The sequence below is a fragment of the Pseudomonas sp. C6002 genome, assembly GCF_013385805.1.
Taxonomy (GTDB): Bacteria; Pseudomonadota; Gammaproteobacteria; order Pseudomonadales; family Pseudomonadaceae; genus Aquipseudomonas.
Window position 1 is genome coordinate 69,429 of the sequence record NZ_JACAPH010000014.1, and the last position, 25,581, is coordinate 95,009.

General features: G+C 61.6%; 21 protein-coding genes. 9 read left to right on the forward strand and 12 right to left on the reverse strand.

Annotated elements, in window-relative coordinates; translation table 11 throughout:
- The first annotated feature begins 7 nt into the window (after positions 1-7).
- The 4 genes from HX817_RS08990 to HX817_RS09005 all read left to right on the forward strand — a co-directional run bounded on the left by HX817_RS08990 (position 8) and on the right by HX817_RS09005 (position 5,071).
- Entirely contained in the window at positions 8-301 is a 294-nt protein-coding gene (locus tag HX817_RS08990; RefSeq protein ID WP_087695160.1) for a hypothetical protein, read from the forward strand.
- Positions 302-386: 85 nt separating this feature from the next.
- Positions 387-1,361: a GTP-binding protein gene (locus HX817_RS08995; RefSeq protein WP_177008177.1), complete on the forward strand. Its 975-nt coding sequence runs from the start codon at positions 387-389 to the stop codon at positions 1,359-1,361.
- Complete coding sequence (locus HX817_RS09000) at positions 1,358-2,533, forward strand: PotD/PotF family extracellular solute-binding protein (protein WP_003210394.1); 1,176 nt, start codon at positions 1,358-1,360, stop codon at positions 2,531-2,533. Before HX817_RS08995 ends, HX817_RS09000 begins: the two co-directional genes overlap by 4 nt.
- 201 nt (positions 2,534-2,734) lie before the next feature.
- Positions 2,735-5,071: a bifunctional diguanylate cyclase/phosphodiesterase gene (locus tag HX817_RS09005; RefSeq protein WP_177040124.1), complete on the forward strand. Its 2,337-nt coding sequence runs from the start codon at positions 2,735-2,737 to the stop codon at positions 5,069-5,071.
- Positions 5,072-5,101: 30 nt separating this feature from the next.
- Here the strand turns inward: HX817_RS09005 and HX817_RS09010 are convergent, their stop codons facing one another.
- The 4 genes from HX817_RS09010 to HX817_RS09025 all read right to left on the reverse strand — a co-directional run bounded on the left by HX817_RS09010 (position 5,102) and on the right by HX817_RS09025 (position 11,531).
- Positions 5,102-6,526, reverse strand: a complete 1,425-nt coding sequence (locus HX817_RS09010; RefSeq protein ID WP_177040125.1) for a pyridoxal-dependent decarboxylase — start codon at positions 6,524-6,526, stop codon at positions 5,102-5,104.
- 34 nt (positions 6,527-6,560) lie between these two features.
- Positions 6,561-7,418, reverse strand: a complete 858-nt coding sequence (locus HX817_RS09015; RefSeq protein ID WP_102368166.1) for a 2OG-Fe(II) oxygenase — start codon at positions 7,416-7,418, stop codon at positions 6,561-6,563.
- 244 nt (positions 7,419-7,662) lie between these two features.
- Positions 7,663-10,080 (reverse strand): glucose/quinate/shikimate family membrane-bound PQQ-dependent dehydrogenase, encoded by a 2,418-nt coding sequence (locus HX817_RS09020; protein ID WP_008438499.1) that lies wholly within the window; start codon positions 10,078-10,080, stop codon positions 7,663-7,665.
- Positions 10,081-10,193: 113 nt separating this feature from the next.
- Positions 10,194-11,531: a carbohydrate porin gene (locus HX817_RS09025; RefSeq protein WP_102605931.1), complete on the reverse strand. Its 1,338-nt coding sequence runs from the start codon at positions 11,529-11,531 to the stop codon at positions 10,194-10,196.
- Between the two features lie 294 nt (positions 11,532-11,825).
- On the opposite strand from HX817_RS09025, the gene HX817_RS09030 reads away from it, so the two are divergent.
- Complete coding sequence (locus HX817_RS09030) at positions 11,826-12,083, forward strand: hypothetical protein (protein WP_003210383.1); 258 nt, start codon at positions 11,826-11,828, stop codon at positions 12,081-12,083.
- Position 12,084: 1 nt separating this feature from the next.
- Entirely contained in the window at positions 12,085-12,468 is a 384-nt protein-coding gene (locus HX817_RS09035) for a DUF1640 domain-containing protein (RefSeq protein ID WP_003210382.1), read from the forward strand.
- Between the two features lie 44 nt (positions 12,469-12,512).
- Here HX817_RS09035 and HX817_RS09040 read toward each other — a convergent pair whose 3' ends face one another.
- Both HX817_RS09040 and HX817_RS09045 read right to left on the reverse strand, forming a co-directional pair.
- Positions 12,513-13,763 (reverse strand): aspartate aminotransferase family protein, encoded by a 1,251-nt coding sequence (locus tag HX817_RS09040; RefSeq protein WP_134325788.1) that lies wholly within the window; start codon positions 13,761-13,763, stop codon positions 12,513-12,515.
- Between the two features lie 106 nt (positions 13,764-13,869).
- The gene (locus HX817_RS09045; protein WP_003210377.1) at positions 13,870-14,766 is read right to left on the reverse strand and encodes a LysR substrate-binding domain-containing protein; all 897 of its coding nucleotides are present in this window, start codon (positions 14,764-14,766) and stop codon (positions 13,870-13,872) included.
- A gap of 144 nt (positions 14,767-14,910) precedes the next feature.
- On the opposite strand from HX817_RS09045, the gene HX817_RS09050 reads away from it, so the two are divergent.
- Positions 14,911-15,939 (forward strand): amino acid ABC transporter substrate-binding protein, encoded by a 1,029-nt coding sequence (locus HX817_RS09050; protein ID WP_008438485.1) that lies wholly within the window; start codon positions 14,911-14,913, stop codon positions 15,937-15,939.
- A 4-nt stretch (positions 15,940-15,943) separates the two neighbouring features.
- On the opposite strand, the gene HX817_RS09055 is transcribed toward HX817_RS09050, so the two are convergent.
- The 4 genes from HX817_RS09055 to HX817_RS09070 all read right to left on the reverse strand — a co-directional run bounded on the left by HX817_RS09055 (position 15,944) and on the right by HX817_RS09070 (position 20,175).
- Entirely contained in the window at positions 15,944-16,957 is a 1,014-nt protein-coding gene (locus tag HX817_RS09055; RefSeq protein ID WP_177040126.1) for a diguanylate cyclase, read from the reverse strand.
- Between the two features lie 137 nt (positions 16,958-17,094).
- Positions 17,095-19,014 carry an alkaline phosphatase D family protein gene (locus tag HX817_RS09060; RefSeq protein WP_177040127.1) on the reverse strand — a complete coding sequence of 640 codons (1,920 nt, stop codon included), beginning with the start codon at positions 19,012-19,014 and terminating at the stop codon, positions 17,095-17,097.
- 137 nt (positions 19,015-19,151) lie between these two features.
- Entirely contained in the window at positions 19,152-19,397 is a 246-nt protein-coding gene (locus HX817_RS09065) for a hypothetical protein (RefSeq protein ID WP_177040128.1), read from the reverse strand.
- Positions 19,387-20,175 (reverse strand): VacJ family lipoprotein, encoded by a 789-nt coding sequence (locus tag HX817_RS09070; protein ID WP_177040129.1) that lies wholly within the window; start codon positions 20,173-20,175, stop codon positions 19,387-19,389. Before HX817_RS09070 ends, HX817_RS09065 begins: the two co-directional genes overlap by 11 nt.
- A 164-nt stretch (positions 20,176-20,339) precedes the next feature.
- Here HX817_RS09070 and HX817_RS09075 point away from each other — a divergent pair, with 164 nt between their 5' ends.
- On the forward strand, positions 20,340-21,050 hold the full coding sequence (locus HX817_RS09075; protein WP_023659139.1) for a response regulator: 711 nt from the start codon (positions 20,340-20,342) through the stop codon (positions 21,048-21,050).
- Positions 21,047-22,366, forward strand: coding sequence for an ATP-binding protein (locus tag HX817_RS09080; protein ID WP_177040130.1), 1,320 nt, complete (start codon positions 21,047-21,049; stop codon positions 22,364-22,366). Before HX817_RS09075 ends, HX817_RS09080 begins: the two co-directional genes overlap by 4 nt.
- 358 nt (positions 22,367-22,724) lie before the next feature.
- Here the strand turns inward: HX817_RS09080 and HX817_RS09085 are convergent, their stop codons facing one another.
- Together HX817_RS09085 and HX817_RS09090 are read right to left on the reverse strand one after the other, a co-directional pair.
- Positions 22,725-24,953 carry an ATP-binding protein gene (locus HX817_RS09085; protein WP_177040131.1) on the reverse strand — a complete coding sequence of 743 codons (2,229 nt, stop codon included), beginning with the start codon at positions 24,951-24,953 and terminating at the stop codon, positions 22,725-22,727.
- A complete protein-coding gene (locus tag HX817_RS09090; RefSeq protein WP_177040132.1) occupies positions 24,950-25,564 on the reverse strand; it encodes a biliverdin-producing heme oxygenase in 615 nt (204 codons plus the stop codon). The genes HX817_RS09085 and HX817_RS09090 overlap by 4 nt, the downstream gene beginning before the upstream one ends.
- Between the last annotated feature and the right edge of the window lie 17 nt (positions 25,565-25,581).

A 25,581-nucleotide genomic window follows, 5' to 3' on the forward strand; every position in this document is an offset into this window, starting at 1 on the left:
ATTAAGCATGTGCGGACTCTGCGGCCTGTTGGGCGAAGACCTGCACTGGAGCGACCCTTTGGGCGATGAATTGCCGCGCCGACGCGAACGTCTGCGCCGAATCGCGGCGATCAACCAGGTGCTGGCGGTGTTCCGGCTCAAGGTCGAAGACTTCCAGGGCGCGTCCTATCTGCTGCTGGGCGCCACCGGCAAACAGGAACTGGCCAGCGGCCTGGATCAATTGTGGCGGGCGGCAGAGACCATGCTCGGTCGACCGCTGGACCCGTTGGACCCGCGCCTGCTCGATCATCTGGAACTGTAGGAGCCCGGCTTGCCGGCGATGGCGTCCTTGATATCGCCATCGCCGGCAAGCCGGACTCCTGCGGGGGCATCATTGAGGTAGAACTATGAGCATCGCGCTAAACGTCATCACCGGCTTCCTCGGCAGCGGCAAGACCACCTTGCTCAAGCGCCTGCTGCAAGGTGAAAGCCTCGGCGACACGGCGTTGCTGATCAATGAGTTCGGCGACGTCGGCATCGACCACCTGCTGGTGGAGGAAGTCGCGCCGGACACGGTGCTGCTGCCCAGCGGCTGCGTGTGCTGTTCGATTCGCGGCGAGTTGAAAGACGCCTTGCTCGGCCTGTTGCAGCGTCGTGAGCGGGGCGAGATTCCGCCCTTCAAGCGGGTGATCCTGGAAACCACCGGCCTGGCCGACCCGGCGCCAATCCTCGCGACCTTGAACAACGACGTGCAACTGCGCGGGCGCTTTCATATCGGCCTGGTGGTGACGCTGGTGGACGCCAGCCACGCCGCTTTGCAAGAGCGCCTGCACCCGGAATGGCTGGCGCAAGTGGCCGCTGCCGATCGCCTGCTGTTGAGCAAGACCGACCTCGTCGAAGACTGTGGCCCGTTGCGCTTGCACTTGCAGGCACTGAACGCCGGCACGCCGATCCTCAATACCTGCGATATCGACAGCGGTGAACAACTGCTGCTTGGCGAAGGCCTGCGCAGTGCCGAGCCCGCTGCAGAAGTCCGCCGCTGGAAACTCCATCAAACCACCGCCGCCAACCACGGCGCTGCGCAAGTCTGTTGCCTGACCTTCGATCAGCCGCTGGATTGGGTCGGTTTCGGGGTCTGGTTATCGATGCTGTTAAGATGCCACGGCGAACGTATTCTTCGCGTCAAAGGACTGCTCAACGTGAACGCCAGTAACGCTCCCATCGTCATTCATGGCGTGCAGCATTGCCTGCATGCCCCGGTTCACCTGCCTGCCTGGCCGGGGACCGATCGGCAATCGCGCCTGGTGTTTATCCTGCGCGGGCTCGACCCGGCTCTGCTGCGGCGCTCCTTTGAAGTGTTCTCCAGAAGGTTCGCCGCATGATCACGCTTCGCGTCCTCGGCACCTCGGTGACCTTGCTCGAAACCTTGCGTGTGCGAGCGGAAAAAGAGCTGGGCATTCGCCTGGTGTACCAGGTGCATGATGTCGAGCAGGCCCAGCGCATTGCGGTGATGCAGCCTGACAGCTACGACCTCTACGACCAGTGGTTTCACAACGTCGACTTCGTGTGGCCGGCGCGGGCGATCCAGCCGATCGACACCCGGCGCATCGCGCTGTGGCACGAGATCAACGACCTGCCCAAGCGCGGACGCTTGTCCGCCAACGACCGTCTGGGCAGCGGCAGTGTGCCCAGCGAGCGCCTCTTCGTGCAGCACGACGGCAGCCTCGGCAGCACCGTCACCGAACGCATCAGCATGCTGCCCCTGACCCACAACGCCGACAGTTTCGCCTACCGCCCCGAGCGCTTGCCCGAAGGGTTCAACCGCGGCAACGAGAGTTGGGGCTGGTTGCTGGACCCGGCCTGGGGCGCACGCACTGCGTTGCAGAGCGACGCCGCCATCGGCGCCCTGGACGCGGCGCTGGCCGTGCAAGGCGCGGGCCTCGCGACCTTCAAGGACATCGGCAACATGAGCATCGAAGAGATCGATGTACTGGCCGATATCCTGGTGCGTAAACAGAAGGAAGGCCACTTCGCGGCGTTCTGGTCCGATGACGAGGAAGCCGCGCAACTGATGCTCAGCCCGAGCATCGATATCCAGAGCCTGTGGTCACCGACCCTGATGCGCCTGCATCGGGCCGGGGTCAAATACCGCCTGGCGGTGCCCCGTGAAGGCTATCGCGCCTGGTTCGGCGGGTTGTCGCTGTCGCGCCATGCCAAGGGCCCGGTGCTGGATGCGGCCTATGCCTACCTCAACTGGTGGCTGTCCGGCTGGCCGGGTGCGGTGATGGCGCGCCAGGGTTATTACATCGGCAACCCGGCTCGCAGCCGTGATCACCTGAGCAGTGCCGAATGGGACTACTGGTACGCCGGGCTGCCCGCCCGGGAAGAGCTGTTGGGCAGCGATGGCTTGCCGCTGATCGATGTGGGTGACGTGCGCGACGGCGGCTCCTATGAACAGCGCATGGGGCATATCGCGGTGTGGAACTCGGTGATGGATGAGCACAACTATCTCGTGCGGCGTTGGGGGGACTTCATGCGGGCGCGAACGTCGTAACGGCAGCCTGTCGCCAAATTAATGACATATAAACTCCCGTATTTATTGGGTGCACTTCTTCTCTTGCGCAGCTAATCTGGATAATTCAAATATCCCTGTAAAAAGGATATTTATTTGACGCCGGTTCAGCTATCGCGAGGGACGCGTATGACGAAGGGACGTTTCGGCTGGAGGGGGCAGGCGCTGCCAGAGGGCAACAGAATGAGGTGGCGCCATACGTTTCAAACCCGGATTGCCGGGGTGCTGGCGCTGCTGTTGCTGGTGGTCGTGGCGGCGGTGTATTTCGCGGTGAAGACCGCCACCAATCGTGCCGTGGAAAACCAGGCCCAGGTGCAGCTGGAAACCGGCAGCCAGGTGTTCGAACGCCTGCTCGACCTGCGTGGCCGGCGCCTGCAATACGGCTTGAACTGGCTGACGGCGGACCTGCCGTTTCGCCAGGCTGTCGCCGATGGCGAACCCGACGCGATTCTCGCGACCCTGCGCCGGCATGGCACCGGCCTGAGTTCCAGCGAGGTATTTGTGCTGGGGCTCGACGGCCGCGTGATGGTCAGCACGTTACCGGCGCTGACGTCCGGCCAGGCCTTTCCCTATAACGATGCCTTGCGCCAGGCCCGGCGCAGCGGCCTGCAAATGTTGATCGTGGCCCTGGATGGCCGGCCTTTCCTGCTGGTGCAACAGGAAGTCGTCGACCCCGCACCGATCGCCCGTGTCGCCATGGGCTTTCCCATGGACGAAATCTTTGCCAGTGAATTGCGCTCCATGAGCAACCTGGAAGTGTCGTTCATCAGCGCGCAGCTTGGTCAGCCCGGCGAATTGTTCAGTACTCAGCCCGAGGCGCTACAGGCGTCGATTGCCAGCGACCTGCAGGGCGCGTACATCACTCCGGTGGCGCAATTGAACCTGTTCCACGGCCAGCGCTATCTCAGCCAGGTGCTGCCGTTGGGTAACACGGCAGACGGTGGCGAGGTCCGGGTGCTGCTGCAAAGCCCGCTGGACCACGCCCTTGAATCCTTCGCGCCGCTGGACCGGCAATTTCTCGCGATCGCCCTGGTGGTGCTGCTGGTGTCGCTCGCGGGTGCGTTGTTTCTGGCGCGGCGGGTTTCACGCCCACTCAATGCGTTGGTGCAGGCGGCCGAACGCATCGGGGCCGGTGACTACCGCACACCGGTACAGGTGCGCAGCCACGATGAATTCGGCCTGCTGGCCCAGGCCTTCAACGCCATGCAAACCGGGATCGCGGTACGCGAGCGACAACTGGCCCACAACGCCTTGCACGACCCGCTCACCGGCCTGCCTAACCGCGCGCTGGCCATGGAACGCCTGGGCAGCGCCATCAGCGCTGGCCGGCCGGTGGTGTTGCTGTACCTGGGGATTGAAAACTACCGGGTGATCAACGAAGGCTACGGCCCGGAAGGCGTGGAAGAAATGCTCCGCGAAGCCAGCCGCTGCCTGCTGTCGAGCCTGTCGGCCAGCGACACCGCCGCGCGCATCACCGGCAGCGAGTTTTTGCTGCTGCTGGAAAACACCGCGATCGACCGCGCGGTGGCCCTGGCTGACCGCTTGTATGGGCTGCTCACCGAGCCCCAGCGCATTGGTGGCGATGAATTGCGCCACGAAGTGAGCATCGGCATCGCCGCCTACCCGGCCGACGGCCAGCAGGTTGAAGAGCTGATCAGCCGCGCCGCGATTGCCCGCCACGATGCGGCAGCGTTCCCGGGTTACTTACAGATCTACCAGCAGGACCGCGACCTCGCCCATCAACGCCAGATCAGCCTGATTCGTGACCTGCGCCGGGCGCCGACGGAGGGCGAGTTGTACCTGTGTTACCAGCCCAAGCTCGACCTGCACCATGGCCATGTGCGCCAGGCCGAAGCGCTGTTGCGCTGGCAGCACCCGACCCTGGGCCTGGTGTCGCCGGCCGAGTTCATTCCCCTGGCCGAGCGCACCGGCAGCATGGGCAGCCTGACCCAGTGGGTGATCGAAGAAGCCATTCGCCAACTGGCCGAGTGGGCGGTGCGCGGGTTGGAGGTGCAGTTGTCGGTGAACATCTCGGTGGATGACCTGGCCGATGACGGCCTGGCCCTGCGGGTGACCGAGTTGCTGGCGCACTACCGGGTATCGGCCCGGCAACTGATTTTCGAAATCACCGAAAGCGCGATCATGCACAACCCGGCCCAGGCCCTCAGCGTGCTGGAGCAACTGCGCGCTTGTGGCATCAGCCTGTCGGTGGATGACTTCGGCACCGGCTATTCATCCCTGGCGCAACTGCAACGCCTGCCGGTGCAGGAATTGAAGATCGACCAGTCGTTTGTGCGCAACCTCGACAGCACTTCCGGCGACGGCGTGATCGTGCGCTCGACCATCGAAATGAGCCACAACCTGGGGCTCAAGGTGGTGGCCGAAGGGGTGGAGTTCGAGCCCAGCCTCAAGCTGCTCAAGCTCTGGAAGTGCGACACGGCCCAGGGCTATCTGATCAGCCGGCCGTTGAATGCCATGGCGTTTGAGATGTGGATGCGCCGCGAGCGCGTGCCGGTCTAGGGCGTCGGTGGCTGCACCGACGCCGGTCTTTCAGTGTTCCACCGTTGCATCGACCAGGCTTTGCAACCGTTCCCACAAGCCTTCGACGTGGTGGCGCTCCGTCCCCAGCGCGCCAATGGACACGCGTACCATCCAGCGCTCGTCGAGCACGGCGGGGGTGACGTAGGCGCTGCCTGAATGGTTGAGCTTTTCCGCCCAGGCCCGGGTGTAGTTATCCAGCGCCTCACCATCCAGGCCTGGTGGCTCGTGGCGAATGCACAAGGTTTGCAGGGTAACGGCGGCTACCAGTTTCCAGTGTTTGCTGCCTTCAATCTGTTCTGCCAGCCAGCGGGCATTCGCCAGGTCACGCCGCAGCCGGGCCTGCAGGCCGCTGACGCCTTGCTCGCGGATCAGGAACCACAGCTTCAGCGCGCGGAACCGGCTGCCCAGGGAGATCCGCCAGTCGCGGTAGTTCCTGACCTGGCCGTCAGCCTTGGACTGTAGATAGCTGGGGTTGGTGGTCATGATGCGAATCAAGTGCTCGGGGTCGCGTACAAAGTACACCGAGCAATCAAACGCCGCCCCCAGCCATTTGTGAGGGTTGAGGACCAGCGAGTCGGCGTTCTCGATGCCGTGCCACAGCGCGCGGCATTCCGGGAGGATCATCGCGGCCCCGGCCATGGCTGAGTCGACATGCAACCACAGGCCGTGGCGTTGCGTCAGGGCGCCGATGGCTTCCAGGGGGTCGATGGCCATGGCTGCCGTTGTGCCGGTGGTCGCAATCACCACACAGGGTCTGTTCCCGGCAGCCAGGTCTTGTTCGATTGCCCGCTCCAATGCATGCGGTGACATTGCATTGTGTTCGTCGGTTGCCACGGTACGGATATTGTTCTGGCCGAACCCCGCCAGGATCGCGGCCTTGTTCACTGAACTATGGGCGTGGGCCGAGGTGTAGACGATCAAGGGGGCGCCGCTGTTTTGCAGGCCATCGTGCATCAGCGCGTAGTAGGAGCTGCGTTCGCGGGCGCTGATCAGCGCCACCAGGGTGGAGGTCGAGGCCGAGTCCTGGATCACTCCGCTCCAGTTGGCGCTCAGGCCGATCATGTCGCGCAGCCAATCGGTGGTGACTTCCTCGATTTCGGTCAGGGCCGGGCTCGATTGCCACGACAATCCCACCACGCCCAGGCCGGTACTCAAGCAATCGCCGAGGACGGAGGACAGTTCCACATTCGACGGGAAGAACCCGAAGAAACTTGGATGCTGCCAATGCAACAGACCGGGCATGATCAGTGTTTCGACGTCGCCCATGATCTGTTCGAACGGTTCGGCTGTCTCAGGCGGGCTGGCCGGCAATGCGGACCTGATTTCGCCCGGGGCCGTGGTGGGTTGCACACCGCGTTGCTCGATGTTTTGTCGATAGTCTGCAATTAGGTCGATCATGGCGTGGCCATGTCGGCGGAATTCTTCAGGTGTCATATCAGGGTGTCCGTCAGGAAGAGAAATAAAGGCGTTAGCACCAGAAGTAAAACGGCTGGCCAGTGGTATAGCCGATAAACGACTGGATGCTGATGCGCTTGCCTGAATCGAAACCGCAAATGGCATGGGGACGGCGAGTATTGATAATCACCAGTTCGTTTTTCTGCGGCTGGATGCGCAGCGGTTTTTGCAAACGATCTTCGGGCAGTTCCGCCCCTTCGAAACGGATGACCTCGTCGTAGGTAAACGCCTCGGTATCCCAAATGACCAGTTCACCTCCGGAAGGGGGTACTTCGAGGTAAATATTCGCGCTGAATTGATGTTCCAGTTCGGCAATCGACAAGGGCAGGCAATCGACATGGGGGACTGTTTCGGAGAGGTGGGCTGTCTCCGGGAACATGGCGCGGATAATGCCGCAGAACATCGGCTGGCCCTGGAACGCCGCGGTTGTCGCGCCTTCTGGCCACACCTGCCGGATATGCTCCATCAGTAGATGGATGGGTGGTTTGCGCGGGGCACAGAGGTCATCGATCACGCAGCGCATGTGGGTGGCGTCTGCGTAGTATTTCTGTTGCGAATAGCTGTCTGCGGCCTTGCCATAGGTGGAGTTGAACGGTGTTCCCCAGCGATGGACACCATAGAAATGCTGGACAACTTTTCCGTGCTCATAGGTCTCGTGGTTATATTCCTGGAGCGTCGCCGTTTCGTTGATATGTTTATTTAGTACTTCGCTGGTTTGTTCATTCGCGTAGTCAGGTACCCGGATGGCAAGTATTTCTCCGCGAATAAGTTTTTCCAGGCTGAGTGTGTCGAGTTGCTCAAGCGCCAGGATCCCGGGCGCCTGGCTATGCGGGACTGCAGGTATTGATTCAACGCTGTTGAGGTCCGTCATGATGAAAACTCCATGTTAGTTACAGCACGTCATATAGATAACGTTTGTTTGGCTGGGGATTTACTGGCGACAGTGAGCGTCGGATGGCGCAGGGCCAAAGTTGAGGGAAAGACTTTTGGGGAGGTATAGGACTTTTCCGAGTAAACTTTTAAATACATCGGCGCTATCGGATCGCTTTATTTCACGCATAAAAAAAGGCGGCTACCCACTTAGGTAGCCGCCTTTTTCTTACTGCCGGTTTTGCTTAATCCGGCAGTTTGAACGCCATCACATAGTCACCCTGCTTGGTGCCCAGGGAACCATGACCGCCGGCCATGACCAGCACGTACTGCTTGCCGTCCTTGCCGGTGTAGGTCATTGGTGTGGTTTGCGCGCCTGCTGGCAGGCGGCCTTCCCACAACTGCTTGCCGTTTTTCACGTCATAGGCACGCAGGTACTGGTCAAGGGTACCGCTGAGGAAGGACACGCCACCGGCGGTGGTAAAAGTCCCGCCCAGGCTTGGCACGCCCATGGTCAGTGGAATCGGAACCGGCGAGCTGTCACGCACGGTGCCGTTCTTGTGCATCCAGATGGTCTGGTGGTTGGTCAGGTCGACCGCGGCCACATAACCCCACGCCGGCGCCTGGCACGGCAGGCCCAGTGGCGACAGCATGGCTTCGAGGATCACGCCGTATGGCGCGCCTTTGTTCGGCTGCACGCCTTCGGTTTCGCTGACCCGTGGGCCTTGCTTGGCAATATCGGCAGCCGGGATCAGTTTCGATTTGAACGCCATGTAGCTTGGGTTCACGAACGCGATCTGGCGAACCGGGTCGACGGAAATGCCACCCCAGTCGAACACGCCGAAGTTACCTGGGTAAACGATCGAGCCCTGCAGCGACGGCGGGGTGAACGGACCGTCGTAGCGCATGGATTTGAAGTCAATCCGGCACAGCATCTGGTCGAACGGCGTCACGCCCCACATGTCACGCTCCTTGAGGGGCGGTGGCATGAAGTTCAGGTCGGACTTCGGTTGGGTCGGTGCGGTGTGATCGCCGGCCACTGCGCCTTGCGGTACAGGGATTTCATTGATCGGCACTACAGGCTGACCGTTCGAGCGGTCGATCACGTAGATGCTGCCTTGCTTGGTCGACGCCATTACCGCTTGCTTCACGCCGTCAGCGGTCTTGATGTCGATCAGCGAAGGCTGGCCGCCCACGTCCATGTCCCACAGGTCATGGTGAGTGAACTGGAAGGTCCACTTCACGTGGCCGCTGTCGATGTCCAGGGCAGTCAGGCCGGCGCTGTACTTCTCGGAGTCCGGAGTCCGGTCGCCGCCGTACTGGTCGGGCATCTGGTTACCCATCGGCAGGTAGAGCATGCCGAGTTTTTCGTCCACCGCGAACATCGACCACATGTTTGGCGAGTTGCGGGTGTAAGTCTTGCCCTCGGCCAACGGGGTGGTGTCGTCCGGGTTGCCGCTGTCCCAATTCCACACCAGCTTGCCGGTGTGCACGTCGAACGCACGGATCACGCCGCTAGGCTCGTCGGTGGAGACGTTGTCGGTCACGTGACCGCCGATTACCACCAGGTTCTTGGTGACGGCCGGTGGCGAGGTGGAGTAGTAACCGCCCGGGGCGAAGGTGCCGATGTTGGCACGCAAGTCGATCTGGCCTTTGTCACCGAAGTCTTCGCACATCTTGCCGGTGTCGGCGTTCAGGGCGATCAGACGGGTGTCGGCGGTAGGGACGAAGATGCGTTTCGGGCAGGCATTCGGCGCGGCGGCCGGGCTGGCGCTGCCAGTCGGGCTCTGTTCCGAGGCATACACGGCATCATCGTGATACGACACGCCACGGCAGGTCATGTGCGCCCAACCCTTGAAGTTGGCAGCGCCTTCGCTGCTAATCTTCGGGTCGAAACGCCAGATTTCCTTGCCGGTGTCCGGGTCCAGGGCAATCACCTGGCTGTGGGGCGTGCACACGTAGAGCATGCCGTTGACTTTCAGCGGGGTGTTTTCCGCGGTGGTTTCACCGGGATCGCCTGGGCCAGGGATGTCGCCAGTACGGAAGGTCCAGGCTGGAACCAGCTTGTGGGCGTTTTCCGGAGTGATCTGTGCGAGTGGCGAGTAACGATCACCGAAGGCCGAACGGCCGTAGGAGTTCCAGTCACCATCAGCCTGGGCCGGCGCAGTGCTGGCCATGCCCGGTACCGCATCGCGGTCCAGCTGGCCTTTCTTGACCATGGCGCCCGGGTCGGTGAATTGGCTGGCCAATGCAGCGGCGCCGGCCAGTACGACGGCGACGCTCAGCGCGCCAGTGCCCAGCGGCGAGGCTTGGCCACGCAGCAACGGACGGCGGAACCACGGGAGCAGCATGACGATGCCGAGGGCAAACAGCAGGGCCAGGCGCGGTACCAGTTGCCACCAGTCCAGGCCGACTTCCCACAGCGCCCATACGGTGCTGGCAAACAGCACCAGTGCGTACAAGCCCAGCGCCGCACGGCGTGTAGCCAGCAGCAACAGGCCTGTGACGGTGATGCCGAGACCGGCCAGCAGGTAATACAGCGACCCGCCGAGCATGCTCAGCTTGATCCCCCCGGCCAACAAGGCCAGGCCCATTATCAGCAGCAAGATCCCCAGCAGCCTGGGCAGCAGGCGACTTGGACTTGAAGCACCATCAGTGCTCATAGTGTGGTTCTCCGTTACGTTTTGAATTGATTGCGCACAGTTCACTGTAGATGACGTTCCGGCGCAGGCTTGGTTCAGGGCTAATTCGTTTTCTTCAGAATTTACTTACAACGTCAGAATGAGCTTTGCAGCTTGATCCCGCCGATGAGCGCGTCATCCACCTGGGCCACGGCTCCGGGGTGACGGATGTATTGCAGGTTCGGGCGCACCGTCAGCCACTGGGTGACATGGATGCCGTAATAGAGCTCAGCGCTGTATTCCGTGTGTTGAATCGGCAGGTAGGATGGGTCATCGAAGTCGTATACCGCGTGGGCCTGGTTGCTTGCCTCGGCATTCTTGCGGTAGGCCGGGTTGACGTGCACCCGGGCCACGGCGAAACCGATATCGTCCTTGGCGCGGGCGTCGAACAGGCCCTTGTAGACCACGCCGGCTTGCACGTAGTTATCCACAGCGTTGGTTTTCTTGTCGTGCATCGTGCCGTTGGCGAACACGTTCAAGCCCCGCGAATGGTCGCTGGCCAGGCTGGTGACTTGCTGCTGCACCCCCAGCCACACCCCGTGCTTGCTGGAGGCGCTGCGATAGGCCTCGCCGCTGAGGGCTGCCGGCTGGTCGTTGCGGTCTTTATACACATCGCTGGCCTTGGCGCTGCTGTAGTAGTAGCCGGCGCGGTATTCGCCGGGCAGGCCGTTCAGCGTAGGCGTCCATACCAGTTCAACCGGGAGCAGGGCGCCTTGGGTGCCGCTGCCGCTGAGCTTGAAGCCGTTGCCGCGATCGAGGTTGGACGGGTTCTGTTCGTAGGCGCCGACCTGGGCGTACAACTCGGGCGTCAGGTGATATTTGACCCGCAACGCCCACTGGCTCACCGGCCAGTTGTACCAGATGCTGCCAACCCAGTTACCGACCTGCGAGCCGCAGAATGCGAGGTTCTGGAAGTCGCAGGGGAAGCTGTTGAAGTCTTCACCTTCGCCAAAGCGCCCGGCCTTGATGTCGAGCTTTTGGTCGAAGAATTTCTGCTGGTACCACATCTGCGTCAGGCGCCAGGTCTGGCCACGGCCCCAGACTTCCTGGGACGAGGTAAAACCGCCCACACGCGGATCGTTGACCCGGTCATTGGTGATGTTGTTGCCGCTGCGCTCGGTCACCGTCAACTGGAACTCGGCGTCGTGCCAGCCGAGGATCTTCTGCAGATCCAGGTGCGTGCCCAGGCCGAATTGGTCGCTGTAGCGCGCAGTGCGGTCGTGATCCGAGCCGCCGTGCAGGTTGCTGCCCATTTCGCCGGTGTAGTCGAATTTGAAGTCGTAGCCTTGCTGAGACAGCGCTGTCCGAGTGCCGCCGAAATCACCCAGCATCCACGGTGATTCAGCGTCAAAGGCAGGTGCGGCCTGGGCACAGTTGATCAGGCCGAACGGTAACAGCGCAGCGCACAGGCGCAGGTTGGGGAAAGCAGGCATAGGCAAAATGGGGTCTTAATATTTTATGGTTTTGAAACGCAAACAGCGGCCTGGCGCGTTCGCACAAGGGCGTTGAACACGGGCGGTCGATGGTTTGGTGGAATGATGAAACGTTTCAGTTTGTTGCTGACAAGGATAAAGCCCTGGCGCGGGGAGAGAAAGGGCTAAACGGAAGATGGATTCTTTCGGATTTGGTAATAGTGCGCTGGATCGTCGGATTTGGTAGCAATCTGTGCGTTGGTTTGTGTTTGAGGGCGTGGTTATCTGCGTCACCAAAACAGATGGGGGGTCGACATGGAAGGCGACGACAACGTAGGTGAGGCAAAGGCCGTAACAGCCGGGGAACTAGTCATTATTCTCGGTCAGTATCACAGTGCAATTGCTAGGCTCGGCTCCGGCATCATTAGCTTGTCCGGTGCGCTCAAACATAGCGAAGACGTGGATGTAAAACAGGCGGCAGATGAAGCATGGGTGAAGCTGAATGAGTTTATCGACTGCATGGAAGGTGTAGCTGATGGACTGAATGCTTTGACCCAAAAGAAGGAGGCCTGAAATGGCGAATGACCTCAAGGATAATGTGAGCTATCTTCGCCAGGAGTACCGTCAAGGTTCGTCATCAGGCTACGACCGCAAAGGCGGCGCAGGCGGTGGGGGCAACGGAGGAGAAAACGATTTGGAAAAGCGTATTTCGCAAGTTGAGGCAAGATTGGAGCGCGTCGAGACGAAGCTGGATGGCATGCAGGAGCACATGGCCACCAAGTCCGATCTGATGCAGACCAAAATCGACCTGCTCGAAGCAACCTCCAGGTTGGATCTCTCAATCGCCAATTTCAGAACGGATATGCAATCGTTGGAAACCCGACTGCTGAAATGGTTTGTCGGAACAGCTGGCGCCTTGTCTGCCATCGCCTTTGGCGTCGCCCGACTCGTCCACTGACGTTTTCCGTTCGAAGCCCGGCTTCCCGCCGGGCTTTCTGGTTTTTAAGCCAACTTCGCCAAACACTCTTCAAGAATATCCAGCCCTTCCTCCAGCACCGCCGCTTCAATCGTCAACGGCGCCAGCAGGCGGATGATATGCCGCGATTTGCCGCTGGGCATCAGCAACAAACCCGCCTCGCGGGCCAGTGCCAGCAGCTGGGTCAGTTGTTGTGGCGCCGGGCTGCCGTCGGCGTTGGCCAGTTCGATGCCACGCATGGCGCCCACGCCGGTCAAGCGGCCGAGGTAGGGGGAGAGCCTTTTCGAACACCATGATTCATAGCGACTGACGATCGCTTCTTCCTGCTGCGTGCCCCAACCTTGCAGGTGCTCGTCCGTCATTTCGTCCAGGGTGGCCAAGGCCGCCGCGCAGGCAATCGGGTTACCGGAGTAGGTGCCGCCGAGGCCTCCTTTGGGCAGGTTGTCGAGCAATGTCTTGCGACCCACCACCGCACCCAACGGCACACCGCCGGCGATGCTTTTGCCCAGCAGGATCAGGTCCGGTTCGATGCCCAGGCGTGAGAAGGCGAAGCGCTGGCCGGTGCGGCCGAAGCCGGACTGGATTTCATCGGCAATCAACAGGATGTTTTTCTCATCGCAGAAGCGTCGCAGGGCCTGGGCAAATTCCACGTCCAGCGCCAGGAAACCACCTTCGCCCTGCACGGGTTCGATGATGAAACAGGCCACGTCGTCGACGTCGATTTCCACGCTGAACAGGCGGTCCATCGCCTTGAGTGCTTCGCCGCAGGTCACGCCGTTGTCGCGGCTGGGGTAGGGCAGGTGGAACACCGGCCCCGGCAATACGCCGACTTTTTGCTTGTATGGCGCGACCTTGCCATTGAGGTTGAGCGTCGCCAGCGTGCGCCCGTGAAACGCACCGTCAAAGGCGATGACGGCGGTGCGGCCAGTGGCGCCGCGGACAATTTTCAGGGCGTTTTCCGCCGCTTCCGCGCCACTGTTGGTGAGCATGCCACTGACCGGGTAATCCACCGGGATGAATGCGGTAAGACGGTCCATCAGTTCGATGTAGGGCGCGTGAGGCGCGGCATTGAAGGCGTAGTGGGTGAGCCTGGTGGCCTGGTCGCGGATCGCCTCCACCACACGCGGGTGGCAGTGGCCCAGGTTGAGCACGCCGATGCCGCCGACGAAATCGATGAAGCGCTTGCCGGTGGTGTCCCAGACTTCGGCGTTCCGGCCATGGCTGAGGCTGATGGGGTGGACGATGGAAATCGACTGGCTGATGGTTTCGCGGCTCATGGATCCGGGACTCAAGAATAGGATGCGTCCTTTTATCTAAGCCGTGAGCCGCCTTGCCCCGCAAACGAAATAAAGTCGCCGGGTCATTATTAAAAGTCGGGATGTGCTATGGCGAGGGAGCAAGCTCCCTCGCCACATCCACCATCCAGTTCAGGAACGCCTTCACTTTCGGGATCTCCCCGGCATGCTCGGCATGGGCGATAAAGTGCGCGCCGGCACTCGGCATTCTGTAATCCCAGGGGATCATCAGGCTGGCGTTCGCCAATTCCTCGGCCACCAGATACTGCGGCACCAACGCCACGCCGTACCCCGATTGCGCGGCGCGGATGCACATGTAGAACGTGTCGAAACGCGGCCCGTGGTAGCTGTTTTGCGAGTGCAGGCCCTGTTCCAGAAACCACTCGTGCCAGGCTTCCGGGCGCGAGGTGCATTGCAGCAAGGTGTGGCGGGACGAGGCGTCGCTGCCAGCGGCAACAAACCCGGGGGCACAGACCGGCACCACGGCTTCGCGAAACAACTCGATGCAAGTTGCCCCCGGCCACGCTCCCTGGCCGAAGAAAAACGCGATATCCGCCTTGGCCTGCAACACGTCGAACGGCTCCAGTTCGTTGCGCACGTCCAGATGGATATTGGGATGGCGCGCGGCAAAATCCTTGAGCTTGGGCACCAGCCAGCGGTCACCGAAGGTCGGCTGGGTGGCGATGCGCAGCACTTCGGTCTCGCCACCGTAGGTGAGGATGTAGCGGCTGGAAATATCCACCTGGTTGAGGATTTTGCGTACTTCCTCCAGGTACAGCGAGCCCGCCGGCGACAGGTACAAACGCTGGCGCACCCGCTGGAACAGCGGGTGGCAGAGCATCTCTTCGAGCTGTGCCACCTGCTTGCTCACCGCGCTCTGGGTCAGGTGCAGTTCTTCGGCAGCGCGGGTGAAACTCAGGTGGCGGGCGGCAGCTTCGAAGCACTGCAGGGCGGTCATCGAAGGGGTCAAGCGTTTCGAGATCATGAGAAGTTCATTCCAAATCGGAAGGAGCCTTTGCCTAAACGTCGTTTGTGGCCAAGGTGTAAAGCCGTTGATACTGACCGGCAACACTATAAACGGCGCGGGTTTGTGGCGCCGAATAATAAAGACCGACAGGGAGCGCCTTGCATGAAGCACATGAAATCCACGTTGGCGGCATTCACCGCCGCAGCACTATTGGGGCTGGCCGCAAGCGCACACGCGGGGGCGACCCTGGATGCGATCCAGAAGAAGGGTTTTATCCAGTGTGGGGTCAGTGATGGGTTACCGGGTTTTGGCGTGCCGGACGCCAACGGCAAGATGACCGGCATTGATGTGGACGTGTGCCACGCCGTCGCCGCAGCACTCTTTGGTGACGCGTCGAAAGTGAAGTTCAGCCAGTTGACCGCCAAGGAGCGTTTCACTGCGTTGCAATCCGGCGAGATCGACCTGATTTCCCGCAACACCACCTGGACCAGTTCCCGTGACGCGGGCATGGGCATGGTGTTCACCGGCGTGACCTACTACGACGGCATCGGGTTCCTGGTGAACACCAAGCTCGGTGTGAAGAGCGCCAAGGACTTGGACGGCGCGACCATCTGCATCCAGGCCGGCACCACCACCGAGCTGAACGTCTCGGATTACTTCCGCGCCAACGGCCTGAAGTACACGCCGATTACCTTCGACACTGCTGACGAAAGTGCCAAGGGCCTCGAAGCGGGCCGCTGCGACGTGCTCACCACCGACCAGTCGGGGCTGTACGCCCAGCGGATCAAGATGGCTCACCCGGATGAGTTCGTGGTGTTGCCGGAAGTGATTTCCAAGGAGCCATTGGGCCCGCTGGTGCGCAAGGGCGACGACGAGTGGTTCAGCATCGTCAAGTGGACGTTGTTCGCCATGCTCAATGCCGAGGAAATGGGCATCACTTCGCAGAACGTTGAAGAGCAAGCCAAGTCCAGCAAGAACCCGGACGTCGCCCGTTTGCTCGGCGCAGACGGTGACTACGGCAAGGACCTGAAACTGCGCAAGGACTGGGTCGTGCAGATCGTCAAGCAAGTGGGCAACTACAGCGAGGTGTTCGAGCGCAACATCGGCCAGGGCAGCGTGCTGAAGATCAAGCGCGGCCTTAATGCCCTGTGGAGCAACGGCGGGATCCAGTACGCGCCGCCGGTTCGCTGAGGTTTCACGAAGAAACCGTGTCCTTGCCCGCCGCCTTGGAGCGATACAACGCCTGATCGGCCCTGGCCATCAGGCAGGCGGGTGACTCATCGTTGCGTCGCTCTACCACGCCGAGGCTCAACGTCACCTTGAAGCTGCCCACGGCGGGCAAGTCCTTGAGCGCACAGCGCATTCGCTCGGCCAATTCCCGCGCGGTCTCCAACGTGCTTGTGGGCACGATGACCATGAATTCATCGCCGCCCCAGCGGGCCAGCAAGTCGCCGTGGCGAATGCAGGCCTCCAGGCATTCCACCACGCGCACCAGGGTTTCATCGCCTACGGCATGGCCGTGCTGATCGTTGATGGGCTTGAAGTCGTCAATGTCCATGGCGATCAGCGACAGCGGCAGGCGAAACCGTTGGGCGCGAGCGCACTCTTCCAGCAGGACGCGTTCAAGGCGGTAACGATTGGCCACGCGAGTCAAGGCGTCGCGTTCGGCCAGGGAGCGATTCTCGTCCAGTTGCAACTGCAGTTGTTGATTGACACGCGACAGCTCGCGGGTGCGCTCGGCCACCAGGGCTTCAAGGGATTGATTGCGGCGCTCCAGCTGTTCGATGGACTGTTTGCGCGCCTGGATACTGCGGTGGGCGCCGACCATGCGTGCCACCGAGCCGTCGTCGTTACGTGCGATCACGTAGCCGCGGTCTTCGATCCACAGGTAGGAGCCGTCTTTCTTGCGGCAGCGGTATTCGGCTTGATAGTGAGTGGTGCGGCGGTTGATGTAGTTATCAAACAGCACCATCACTTGGGGATAGTCATCGGGATGAATCACGTTTTCCCAGGTGAATACGCTGTTTTCCAGGGAGTGATGGGCATAGCCGAGCATTTCGTACCAGCCGGGGTTGCGGTAGACGAACCCGGTGTTGGCGTTCCAGTCCCAGATCCCGTCGCTGACCAGCTCCATGATGGCATGCAGCATGTCGGCGTTAAGGTCGCAAAAGTCCTTCCTTGACGGTTCGCTGCCGGATGTATCGTCCATTGCGCACTCCCTGCGTGGACTGGCTCCTGGGGCCAGCCAAAATTGATGCCGATACTCCGTGGCTGGCGGTACTGTACAACGGCGCCTTGGCGCTTAGAAGGGGGTCTTTGGTCTAGTGGGAATGTGGCTAAAAGCCACTACTTGCTTGGGTTCAGCTTCTGATCAGGCGCCGCCATCCTGGTCCTGGGCGCCCCATTGGCATTGTGCTGATAAATCGCCTCAGGCTGCCCCTGCCGGTTAAAAAACACCTGCCCGATCCCGGCAGAATTCCAGAGCCGTTCGCCCGCTTCAGCGTGTTCCGGAATATGCGGCACTACCTGCATGAGTCGGCGACGGGTGAACCAGTTCAGCGGTGAGCGCGGTGAGTAGAGCCATCGATTGAGACGGTCGAACCATTCCAGCAAGCGCGGCGGGAATTCGTTCTTGATGCCGCTGCTGGTGATCTGCCAGATTTTTGGACCGGCATTGCGGTGGCGAATCAGCACTTCATAGACGAACGAGTAGTGCACGTCTCCCGAGAGGATCACGTAGTTGCCCGGTGTGCGGGAGTGACGAAAGATGTTGAGGATCACCTGTGCCGCGCCGCGGTGGGCCATCCAGTTTTCCGCGTCCACCAGCAGCGGGTAGCCGCACCAGCTGAAGGCCTTCTGCACGGTTTCGATCAGCTTGACGCCGAAGATCGGCGCCGGTGAAACGATGATCGCGCAAGGGTGATCCAGCAGCTCCTGTTGCAGTTCGCTCAGTGCTTCCCAGTCCAGCAGGCCGGACGGTTGCGTGAGGTTGAACTCGCTGCGCCAGCGCCGGGTACGGGTGTCGAGCACTACCAGTGCGGGGGTGGTGGGCAGTACGTAATGCCATTGCTGGAACTTCAGCAGGTCATCCACCAGCTCATCTTGAGCGACAGGCTGCAGGTAGTTGTCGTGGGCCTGTGTGGTGAGCGCCAGGGTTTTGCCGATCACCGTATCGAACGCATCCGGGTTATTGCCCCAGCCCTGGCACAGCATGTAGGCCAGCAGTGCGTTGCCGATGATGCGCTTGGAGAACGGATGCCCGTAGGCGGTTTCTTCCCATTGGGCGCTGAGGTTCCAGTCGTCGGTGATGTCGTGATCGTCGAAGATCATCAGGCAGGAGAGGTGGGCGAACACCCTGGCCACGCCACCCAGGCCGTCACGGAACGTGTCGATCTGCACTTGCTCGTGCCCATAGCGTACGTGCCCTTCGGCGCGCAGTTGCGGCGCTTGCGGGGTGATCAACTGCCACGGTAGGGGCGACCACGCCAGCAGGTACATCGCCATGACTTCGGCAAAAGTCACCAAGTGGTTGTCGGCGCTGCTGCTGGTGAAAATAGGCTTCTTCACCCCGCCAAAAAAACGCTCGCGCAGGGTCTCGTTGCTCTTCAGGGCGGGCAACAGGTCGGCTCGATGGTAGTAGCTGGCGGCATGCTCATAAAGCGCGGCGCTGTTGTCGACGACGGCACCGTCGAGGTGTTCATCGAACAGGCCGAGGCGCGTGATCAGCGCATGAATGGCCCGCAGCATCGGCCCCGCGACATCGTCGGCGTAGACCTGGTCGCCACTCATCATCAACAAGGCCGGGCGTTCCTCCAGGGTGTTCGATGCGGCCAGCAGCCGGTCGACACACAGCAAACCGTCGGCTGCGCTGTGATGGGGCTTGCGGCAGGAACCGTGGACCAATTGGTGGATGCGGCTGTGCAGGACGAAATGCGGGCCTTGTGCGCCCGGGTAGAGCAGGTGCGGCGCCCATTCGGCGATACCGGCACGGTTTACCAGCAGGTCGTAGCTGATGCTTACGTCCTGGGGCAGGGCTTCCGCCAGCGGTACGTCGATCAGGTGGATAAAGGCCTGGCGCCCGACGGGCACCACCTTGCATTGGCTGGCGTCCAACTCGATATCGAGCGCCGCGCCTTGGGCGACTTGCAGCCTCAGGGTCAATGCCAGGGGACGACTTCCCACCAGCCACATCACCAGGCGCCGCGGTTCCAGGCGTCGCAGCAACGGGCCGGCGAGTACAGCGGGAAGTGTGTCGGGGTGAGGCATCAAGGCAACGGCTCTGGGCAAGGTTGGGCCGAAAAGGTAACGCATTGAATGTCAGCGTTTTGTTAAGGCGCGATACCCGGGCGAGCCGCAAATTACCCGGCGCCCACTGGCCCGGGCTATAAACCTTTCATCTCAAATCATGACTGCGTGGCGCAGGTCTCGCCTTCGGCAATCATCCAGCGCAGCACTTCGGCCAGGGCCACACTGTGCTGGCGCTCGACCCAGCGCACACCCTGCGGGCTGTACCGTTCGATATAGCGGCTCAGCACCAGGCGGCCCTGCTCCGACGACAGGCTCAGGCGGGTCTCCCGGCAGAGCAGGGCGCTGGTCCCGCGTTTACGAACCTGACGTTGCAGGACCAGTGAGCTTGATTCAGAAATCATCGCCGGCTCCCTGCGCACAACTATCGGCCTGAGGCGACGTCGCCCCCTGCTTGCCCTCCAGCACAAAGGCCGCGCGGTGTTCGGCCACCACGTTACGCAAGGCACTGTAGTAGTCCGGCAGCTTTTGCAGGCTGTCGGTCAGCGGCAGCAACGAGGCGCGCGTGTCCACTGTGCCACCCACCAGGCTGATGGTGCCCAGGGTTTGCACAGTATCGCTGTCGCCCAGCGGCGCCACCAGGAAGTTCAGGACCTTGCCCGCCGCATCGCGGCTGTTGCCGGTGCCCAGCAACGGCAGTTCGACAATCGGCCCGTTGCCAATCCCCCACACGCCAAAGGTCTGGCCGAAATCGGCGGTGTGCCGAGGGATGCCCAGCGGGTCCGAGACATCAATCAAGCCGACGATCCCCACGGTGGTGTTCACCGCAAAACGTCCCAGGGTGTTGATCGAGCGCCGTGGGTTGCCTTGCAGCAGGTCGCTGATGAAGACCTTGGGCTCGCTGAAGTTGCTGGCGAAGTTATGCACACCCTGCTGGAAAAACTCCGGCATGTATCGGTAGCCTCGGGCTACAGGCGCCAGGGCGTAGTCATCCACCGCGCGGTTGAAGGCGAACACGCCCCGGTTGACTGGTTCGGCGGGGTCATACACCGGGTAGGAAACCTGTGCGCAGCGTGTGGTACTCGTTACGTTGGCCGGGCTCGCGCAGCCTGTGAGGTAAGACACAGTCAGCAACAACACCGCCTGGCGAGCCAGGTGCTGGGGATACGTCAGCGAGCGCATGGGGTCAGTCTCCGGGAAAAGGAAGCCGATGCTGGCAGCCGCAGCTTGCGCAAAGATGTCTGCTTTATTGCGCCGTTGACGCTTTATTGCACGATTGAAATATATGACGGGCCGCGTCGAATGGTTTTAGATGGCGCATCGACAAGACCAAGTGATGCCCATCGGTGAGCCATCTTTTAATCGTGGACGATGACCTCGAGGTCCTCGCCCTGCTGAAGAAATTCTTCCTGCAACATGGCTACACGGTCGAGACCGCCGCCAATGGCGCCGAGCTGTGGGCGGCCATGGAGCGTACACCTGCCGACCTGATCATCCTCGACCTGATGCTGCCGGGGGATAACGGCCTGTTGCTGTGCCAGCGCCTGCGCCAGCAATACGCAACACCGGTGATCATGCTGACCGCCATGGGCGAACTGAGTGATCGCGTGGTGGGCCTGGAAATGGGCGCCGATGATTACCTGAGCAAACCTTTCGATGCCCGTGAATTACTTGCCCGGGTGCGCGCCGTACTGCGTCGGGCGGGTGAAAACCGGCCGACGTTGGGCGACGTGTCGCGCCCGCTGATTCGTTTCGCCGGCTGGCAACTGGACCTGACGCGCCGTGAGTTGCGCTCGCCGGACCAGGTGATGATCCCGTTGTCGTCCGGGGAGTTCGACCTGCTGCTGGTGTTCGTCGAACACCCGCAGCGCGTGCTCACCCGCGAGCAATTGCTGAACCTGGCGCGGGGCCATAGCCACGACGCGTTCGACCGCAGCATCGACGTGCAGGTCAGCCGCCTGCGACGCAAGCTGGAGTTCGACACCAAGCGCCCGGCGATGATTCGTACCGTGCGCAACGGTGGTTACCAGTTCACCGTCGCGGTGACCCGCTCATGAGCCGCTTCAAACCTCGGGACACCGTGGCCCGCTGGATTGCCCTGACCATCCTGATTGCGATGCTCACAGCGCTGGCCTTCAATGCGCTGTTTGTGCAACTGGCTGGCGTTTGGGCCAGGCCGCCGTTGGGTGAAACCGGCCTGTTGGAGAAGGTCGCGGTGATCGTGCGGATGATCGAAGCGGCAGAGCCGTCCCAGCGCGCCCAACTGACTCGGGCAGTGGCCGATGACAGCTTCAAGGTGAGTTGGTCGGCCACCCGCACAGGCATTGATGTGCCGGTTCTGGAAGACCCGGGGTTTCACTCCGACCAGGTGTTCAAGCAGCTGCTCAAGGGGCCGGAGCGGCGAATGGAAGCCTACGAACCGTCCGACTGGCCTGGCCCCGGCGGGCGCTATGCGCTGGTGGTGCAGTTGGTGGATGAATCCTGGCTGATGTTCAGCGCGCCGTCGCGCAGCTGGGGCCTGGCGGAAGGCCCGCGAAGCCTGATCGTGCTGATGCTGGTACTGATTTCCACCGCGCTGGTCACGCTGATCGCCACCCGGCGCCTGGCCCGGCCGCTGCAATATTTCGCCCAGGGTGTGCGACGTTTCGGCGCCGACTTTCGTGCGCCGCCTATCGAGCCGGTCGGCCCCCAGGAAATCCGCCAGGCGATTCTCGCGTTCAACGGCATGCAGGCGCAGTTGCAGCACTTCATCCAGGACCGCACCCAGATGCTCGCCGCGATTTCCCATGACCTGCGTGCGCCGCTGACCCGCCTGCGCCTGCGGGGGGAATTCATCGAAGATGCCGACCAGCAGCACCGCCTGTTCCGGGATGTCGACGAGATGCAGGCGATGATCAACACCGCGCTGGAATTCTTTCGCGACGATGCGCGCCTGGAACAGGCCACCCAACTGGACCTTGCGGAGTTGCTGCAAACGCTGATTGACGACTACCGCGACCAGTCCATCGACATCACCTTCAATGGCCCGCCACGGCTGGTGTATTTCGGTCGCCCGCTGGGGCTCAAGCGAGTGATGACCAACCTGATGGACAATGCGATCCACTACGGGCGGGCGCCGGAAATCGAACTGCAACAGAGTCCGGGCGTGGTGACGATACGGGTACTGGACCGTGGCCCGGGCATCCCGCAGGAGCAGCATGAGCAGGTGTTCCTGCCGTTCTTTCGGCTGGAAGGCTCACGCAATAAAAGTACCGGCGGGGTCGGTTTGGGCCTTTCCACGGCACGGGCGATTGTCCTGGAACACGGTGGAACGCTGACGTTGGAGAATCGCCCGTGTGGCGGGTTGGCCGCCGTGGTGGTGTTGCCGGTTTAGGAAGGCTTAAACCCTCACGGCAAATTGCCTTTTCCCAGATCAGTCAGATTACCGCTATTCGACTGAAAAATTTGCTGGTTGGAGCTGCTACGCGAGGGCTCATCGTTTGGTTTGGGGGCCGGCTGAACAGGTTGGACGGGTTGAGTGGCTTGAGGCGAATGAGTGGGTTGATTGAAGGATTGGATATGGAAAGCGCTGCCAATGATTGGAAAGGACATAGATGTTGGCTCTCATTAGAAAGGACGTGAAGTGCGCATTCACCTCCCTTTGAGTGCGTCCTGATCAGTGGCCCTGGCCCGGTCCGGCGTTCCGGGCCTTTGGGTTTCCATATGCTTCGCCGTGTCGATGAGGCGCCGTTTCAAGCCGGCTTGGGCACCGTAAACCGAAACTCGCTGCCTCGCCCCAACTCACTCTCAGCCTCGATCCGCCCGCCGTGGGCCTGCACGATGCCTTGGGTGATGTACAAGCCCAGGCCGCTGCCGGTGGGATTGTTTTCGGTTTGCGTCCAGTAGCGATCAAACACGTGAGGCAACTGATCAGGGGCGATCCCTTCGCCTGAGTCACGCACCGAAAACACGATCTCTTCGCCATTGCTCAACGCACTGATGCCGATATTGCCCTGGCGCGGGGTGAACTTGATGGCGTTGCCGATCAGGTTCGACAGCACCTGGAACAACCGTTCCGGGTCGGCATGGATTTGCAGCCCGGGTTCGGCATTGAAGGACAGGTCGATGCCCTTTTCCATCGCCAGGGGCGCGAGCAGTGAATAGGCCTCCTCGAACATCTGGCTCACGTCCAGGGCCACCGGCTTGACGGTGTAGCGCCCGGCTTCGATCTTCGAGGTGTCGAGCAAATCTTCCAGCAGCACATTCATGCGCCCGGCGGCTTGTTGCATGGTATCGATGGCCGAGGAAATCCGTCGCGAGGTGTGTGGGCCATCGGAACTGAAGGCCTTTTGCATCATGCCGCAGAGCATCGAGATCACCGTCATCGGGTTGCGCAGGTCGTGGGAAACCACCGCCACCAGTTCATCCCGGGCGCGCACCGCCTGTTGTTCACGCAGCACCTGGCGGGCCAGGTCATTTTCCAGGGCCGAGCGGCGCAGGTCGTTGGCGGCGAAGCGGTCACCGTGGCTCCATTTGGTGGAAATGCCGGCCATCTCCACCTTCCAGATTTCAAACGAGGTGCGTGGGCGAAGGTGCAGGCCCGCGTCGGTGCTTTCCAGGTCCAGGGGTTTGTTCGGGTCGCCGCTCCAGTTGATGTTTTCCTTCACTTCGGGACGAAACCACAACACGCCGTTGTCCACCGGCTTGGGCAAGCTCATGGCCAGCACGCCACTGGCTACGTGCTGGTATTCAGCCGCCGGCGGGTAAACCGAGGCCAGGTTATGGCTGGCAAACACCGGCTGCCCGGCCTCTTGCAGCCACTTGTGCAGGGCGCGAATCTGCGCAGGTTCCGGGCAATTGCCGTAACGGTGCAGTTGCTTGTCTTCGATGATTGCCACACCGCCTGCGAGGGTCAGGTCCATCAGCAATTGCGGACGCTGCGCCAGGCCATCGAAGACGTTTGCGGGCGAGGCCTGCATGGCCTGGCTGAGCAAGGCCAGGGCCTCGACTTTTTCTTCGCGCTGGCGGCTTAGGTCCAGGGCCTCCATGGCGCTGATCTGCAACGACAGCACCTGGCCGATAGTCTGGCACGCGGTGCGCAAATCATTGGGCACCAGCAGCGGCTGGCGGTTGCCGCAACTGATCAGGCCCCAGAGTTTGTCGCCGGCCATCAGGGAGATGCTCATGGACGACAGCACCCCCATGTTTTTCATGTACTGGCAGTGAATTGGCGACACGCTGCGCAGGGTGGCGAAGCTCAAGTCCAGGGGCTGGCCGGTGTCCGGGCGCAACCTGGGCACCAGCGGCACTGCCTCATAATCGGCATTGGGGATGATCCGCAGCCAATTGGTGCGGTACAGCTCCCGGGCTTGTTCGGGGATGTCAGACGCCGGGAAGAACAGGCCGTTGAACAATTCCATCGACGGGGCGGACGCTTCGGCGATCACCTGGCCGTGGCCTTCCTCTTCGAAACGATAAATCAGCACCCGGTCGTAGCCGGTCATGGCCTGGATTTCGTTGACGCTGATTTCATACAAGGCTTGAAGGGTTTTCGCCGCCTGCAGGCGTTGCAGCATCTTGCCCAGGTTGCTGGTCCGGCCATTGAGTGCCCGCGGCTGGAAGTCCTTGAGCCGTGGTTCGAACTCCAGCACCAGTACATCCTGATGGCGGTGCAGCAAGCCTTCGAACTCGGCGCCGTTGAGGGTCATGTGCAGCGGTGCGGCGTCGAAAAAGCTGTTTTGCGTGACCATGGCCCGGACGGCTTCGGCATGTTCAATGCCGATCAATGTGTGCAGCGGCTGGCCCAGCAGGGATTCCGGTGAGTGGTTGAACAGTTCGGCTACGTTGGCGCTCACCTGCACGATATGCAGTTCCGGCTCGGACAGGGTCAGCAGCGCACCGTGGGGCTGGATGGCCCCCGGGAAGCGGATGGGTTCGTCTGCACAGTTGGCAAGCAACTCTTCAAAATCTTCGGGTTTCATAGCAGTACCTCCTGGCTGTCGAGCCATTGCTCAAAGCAGCTGAATGTCGAGCGGGCCGCGTTCACGGCGCGCAGTTTGGCGTGCGCATCGAGGGGCACATGGCTCAGGTAGTCGAGAAAGTCTTTCCAGCGCCGACCGGTTTCAGCGCCGTACACGTTGAGAAACGCGCCGCCGTTGTCGGCATCCAGTCCCAGGCGCTGGGCCATTTCCCGGCGCAGGATCTGCCCGCCCAGGGTGGCACCTTCCAACACATACAGCGCGCCCAGGCAGGCGGCCGGCGTGTCGAGGAGCGGTAGCGACAGGCAATGGGGAAGGGCGGCGATGGCTCGGGCGTCCAGGCCCAGGGCGTGAAGATCCGTCAGCAGGGTGGGAGTTTTGCGACGCAGCACCTGATCAAACCCCACGGGGATCAAGCCGCTGTCGTGCAGCGTCGTTTCCAGAGGGTTGTAGAACCCGTAATAGGCCTGGAGCAGGCGTTTATACCGAGTGTGATCGAGCTGCGGGGAGAAAAACGGCAAGCGCTTTTCCAGGGCGACGTGCAGTAAAGCGGTACCCGAGCGCAGGGCTTCAAGTACAGGGGGCGCACCAACGTCATGGGCCTGTGAATGCATTCAGTAAACTCGAACTG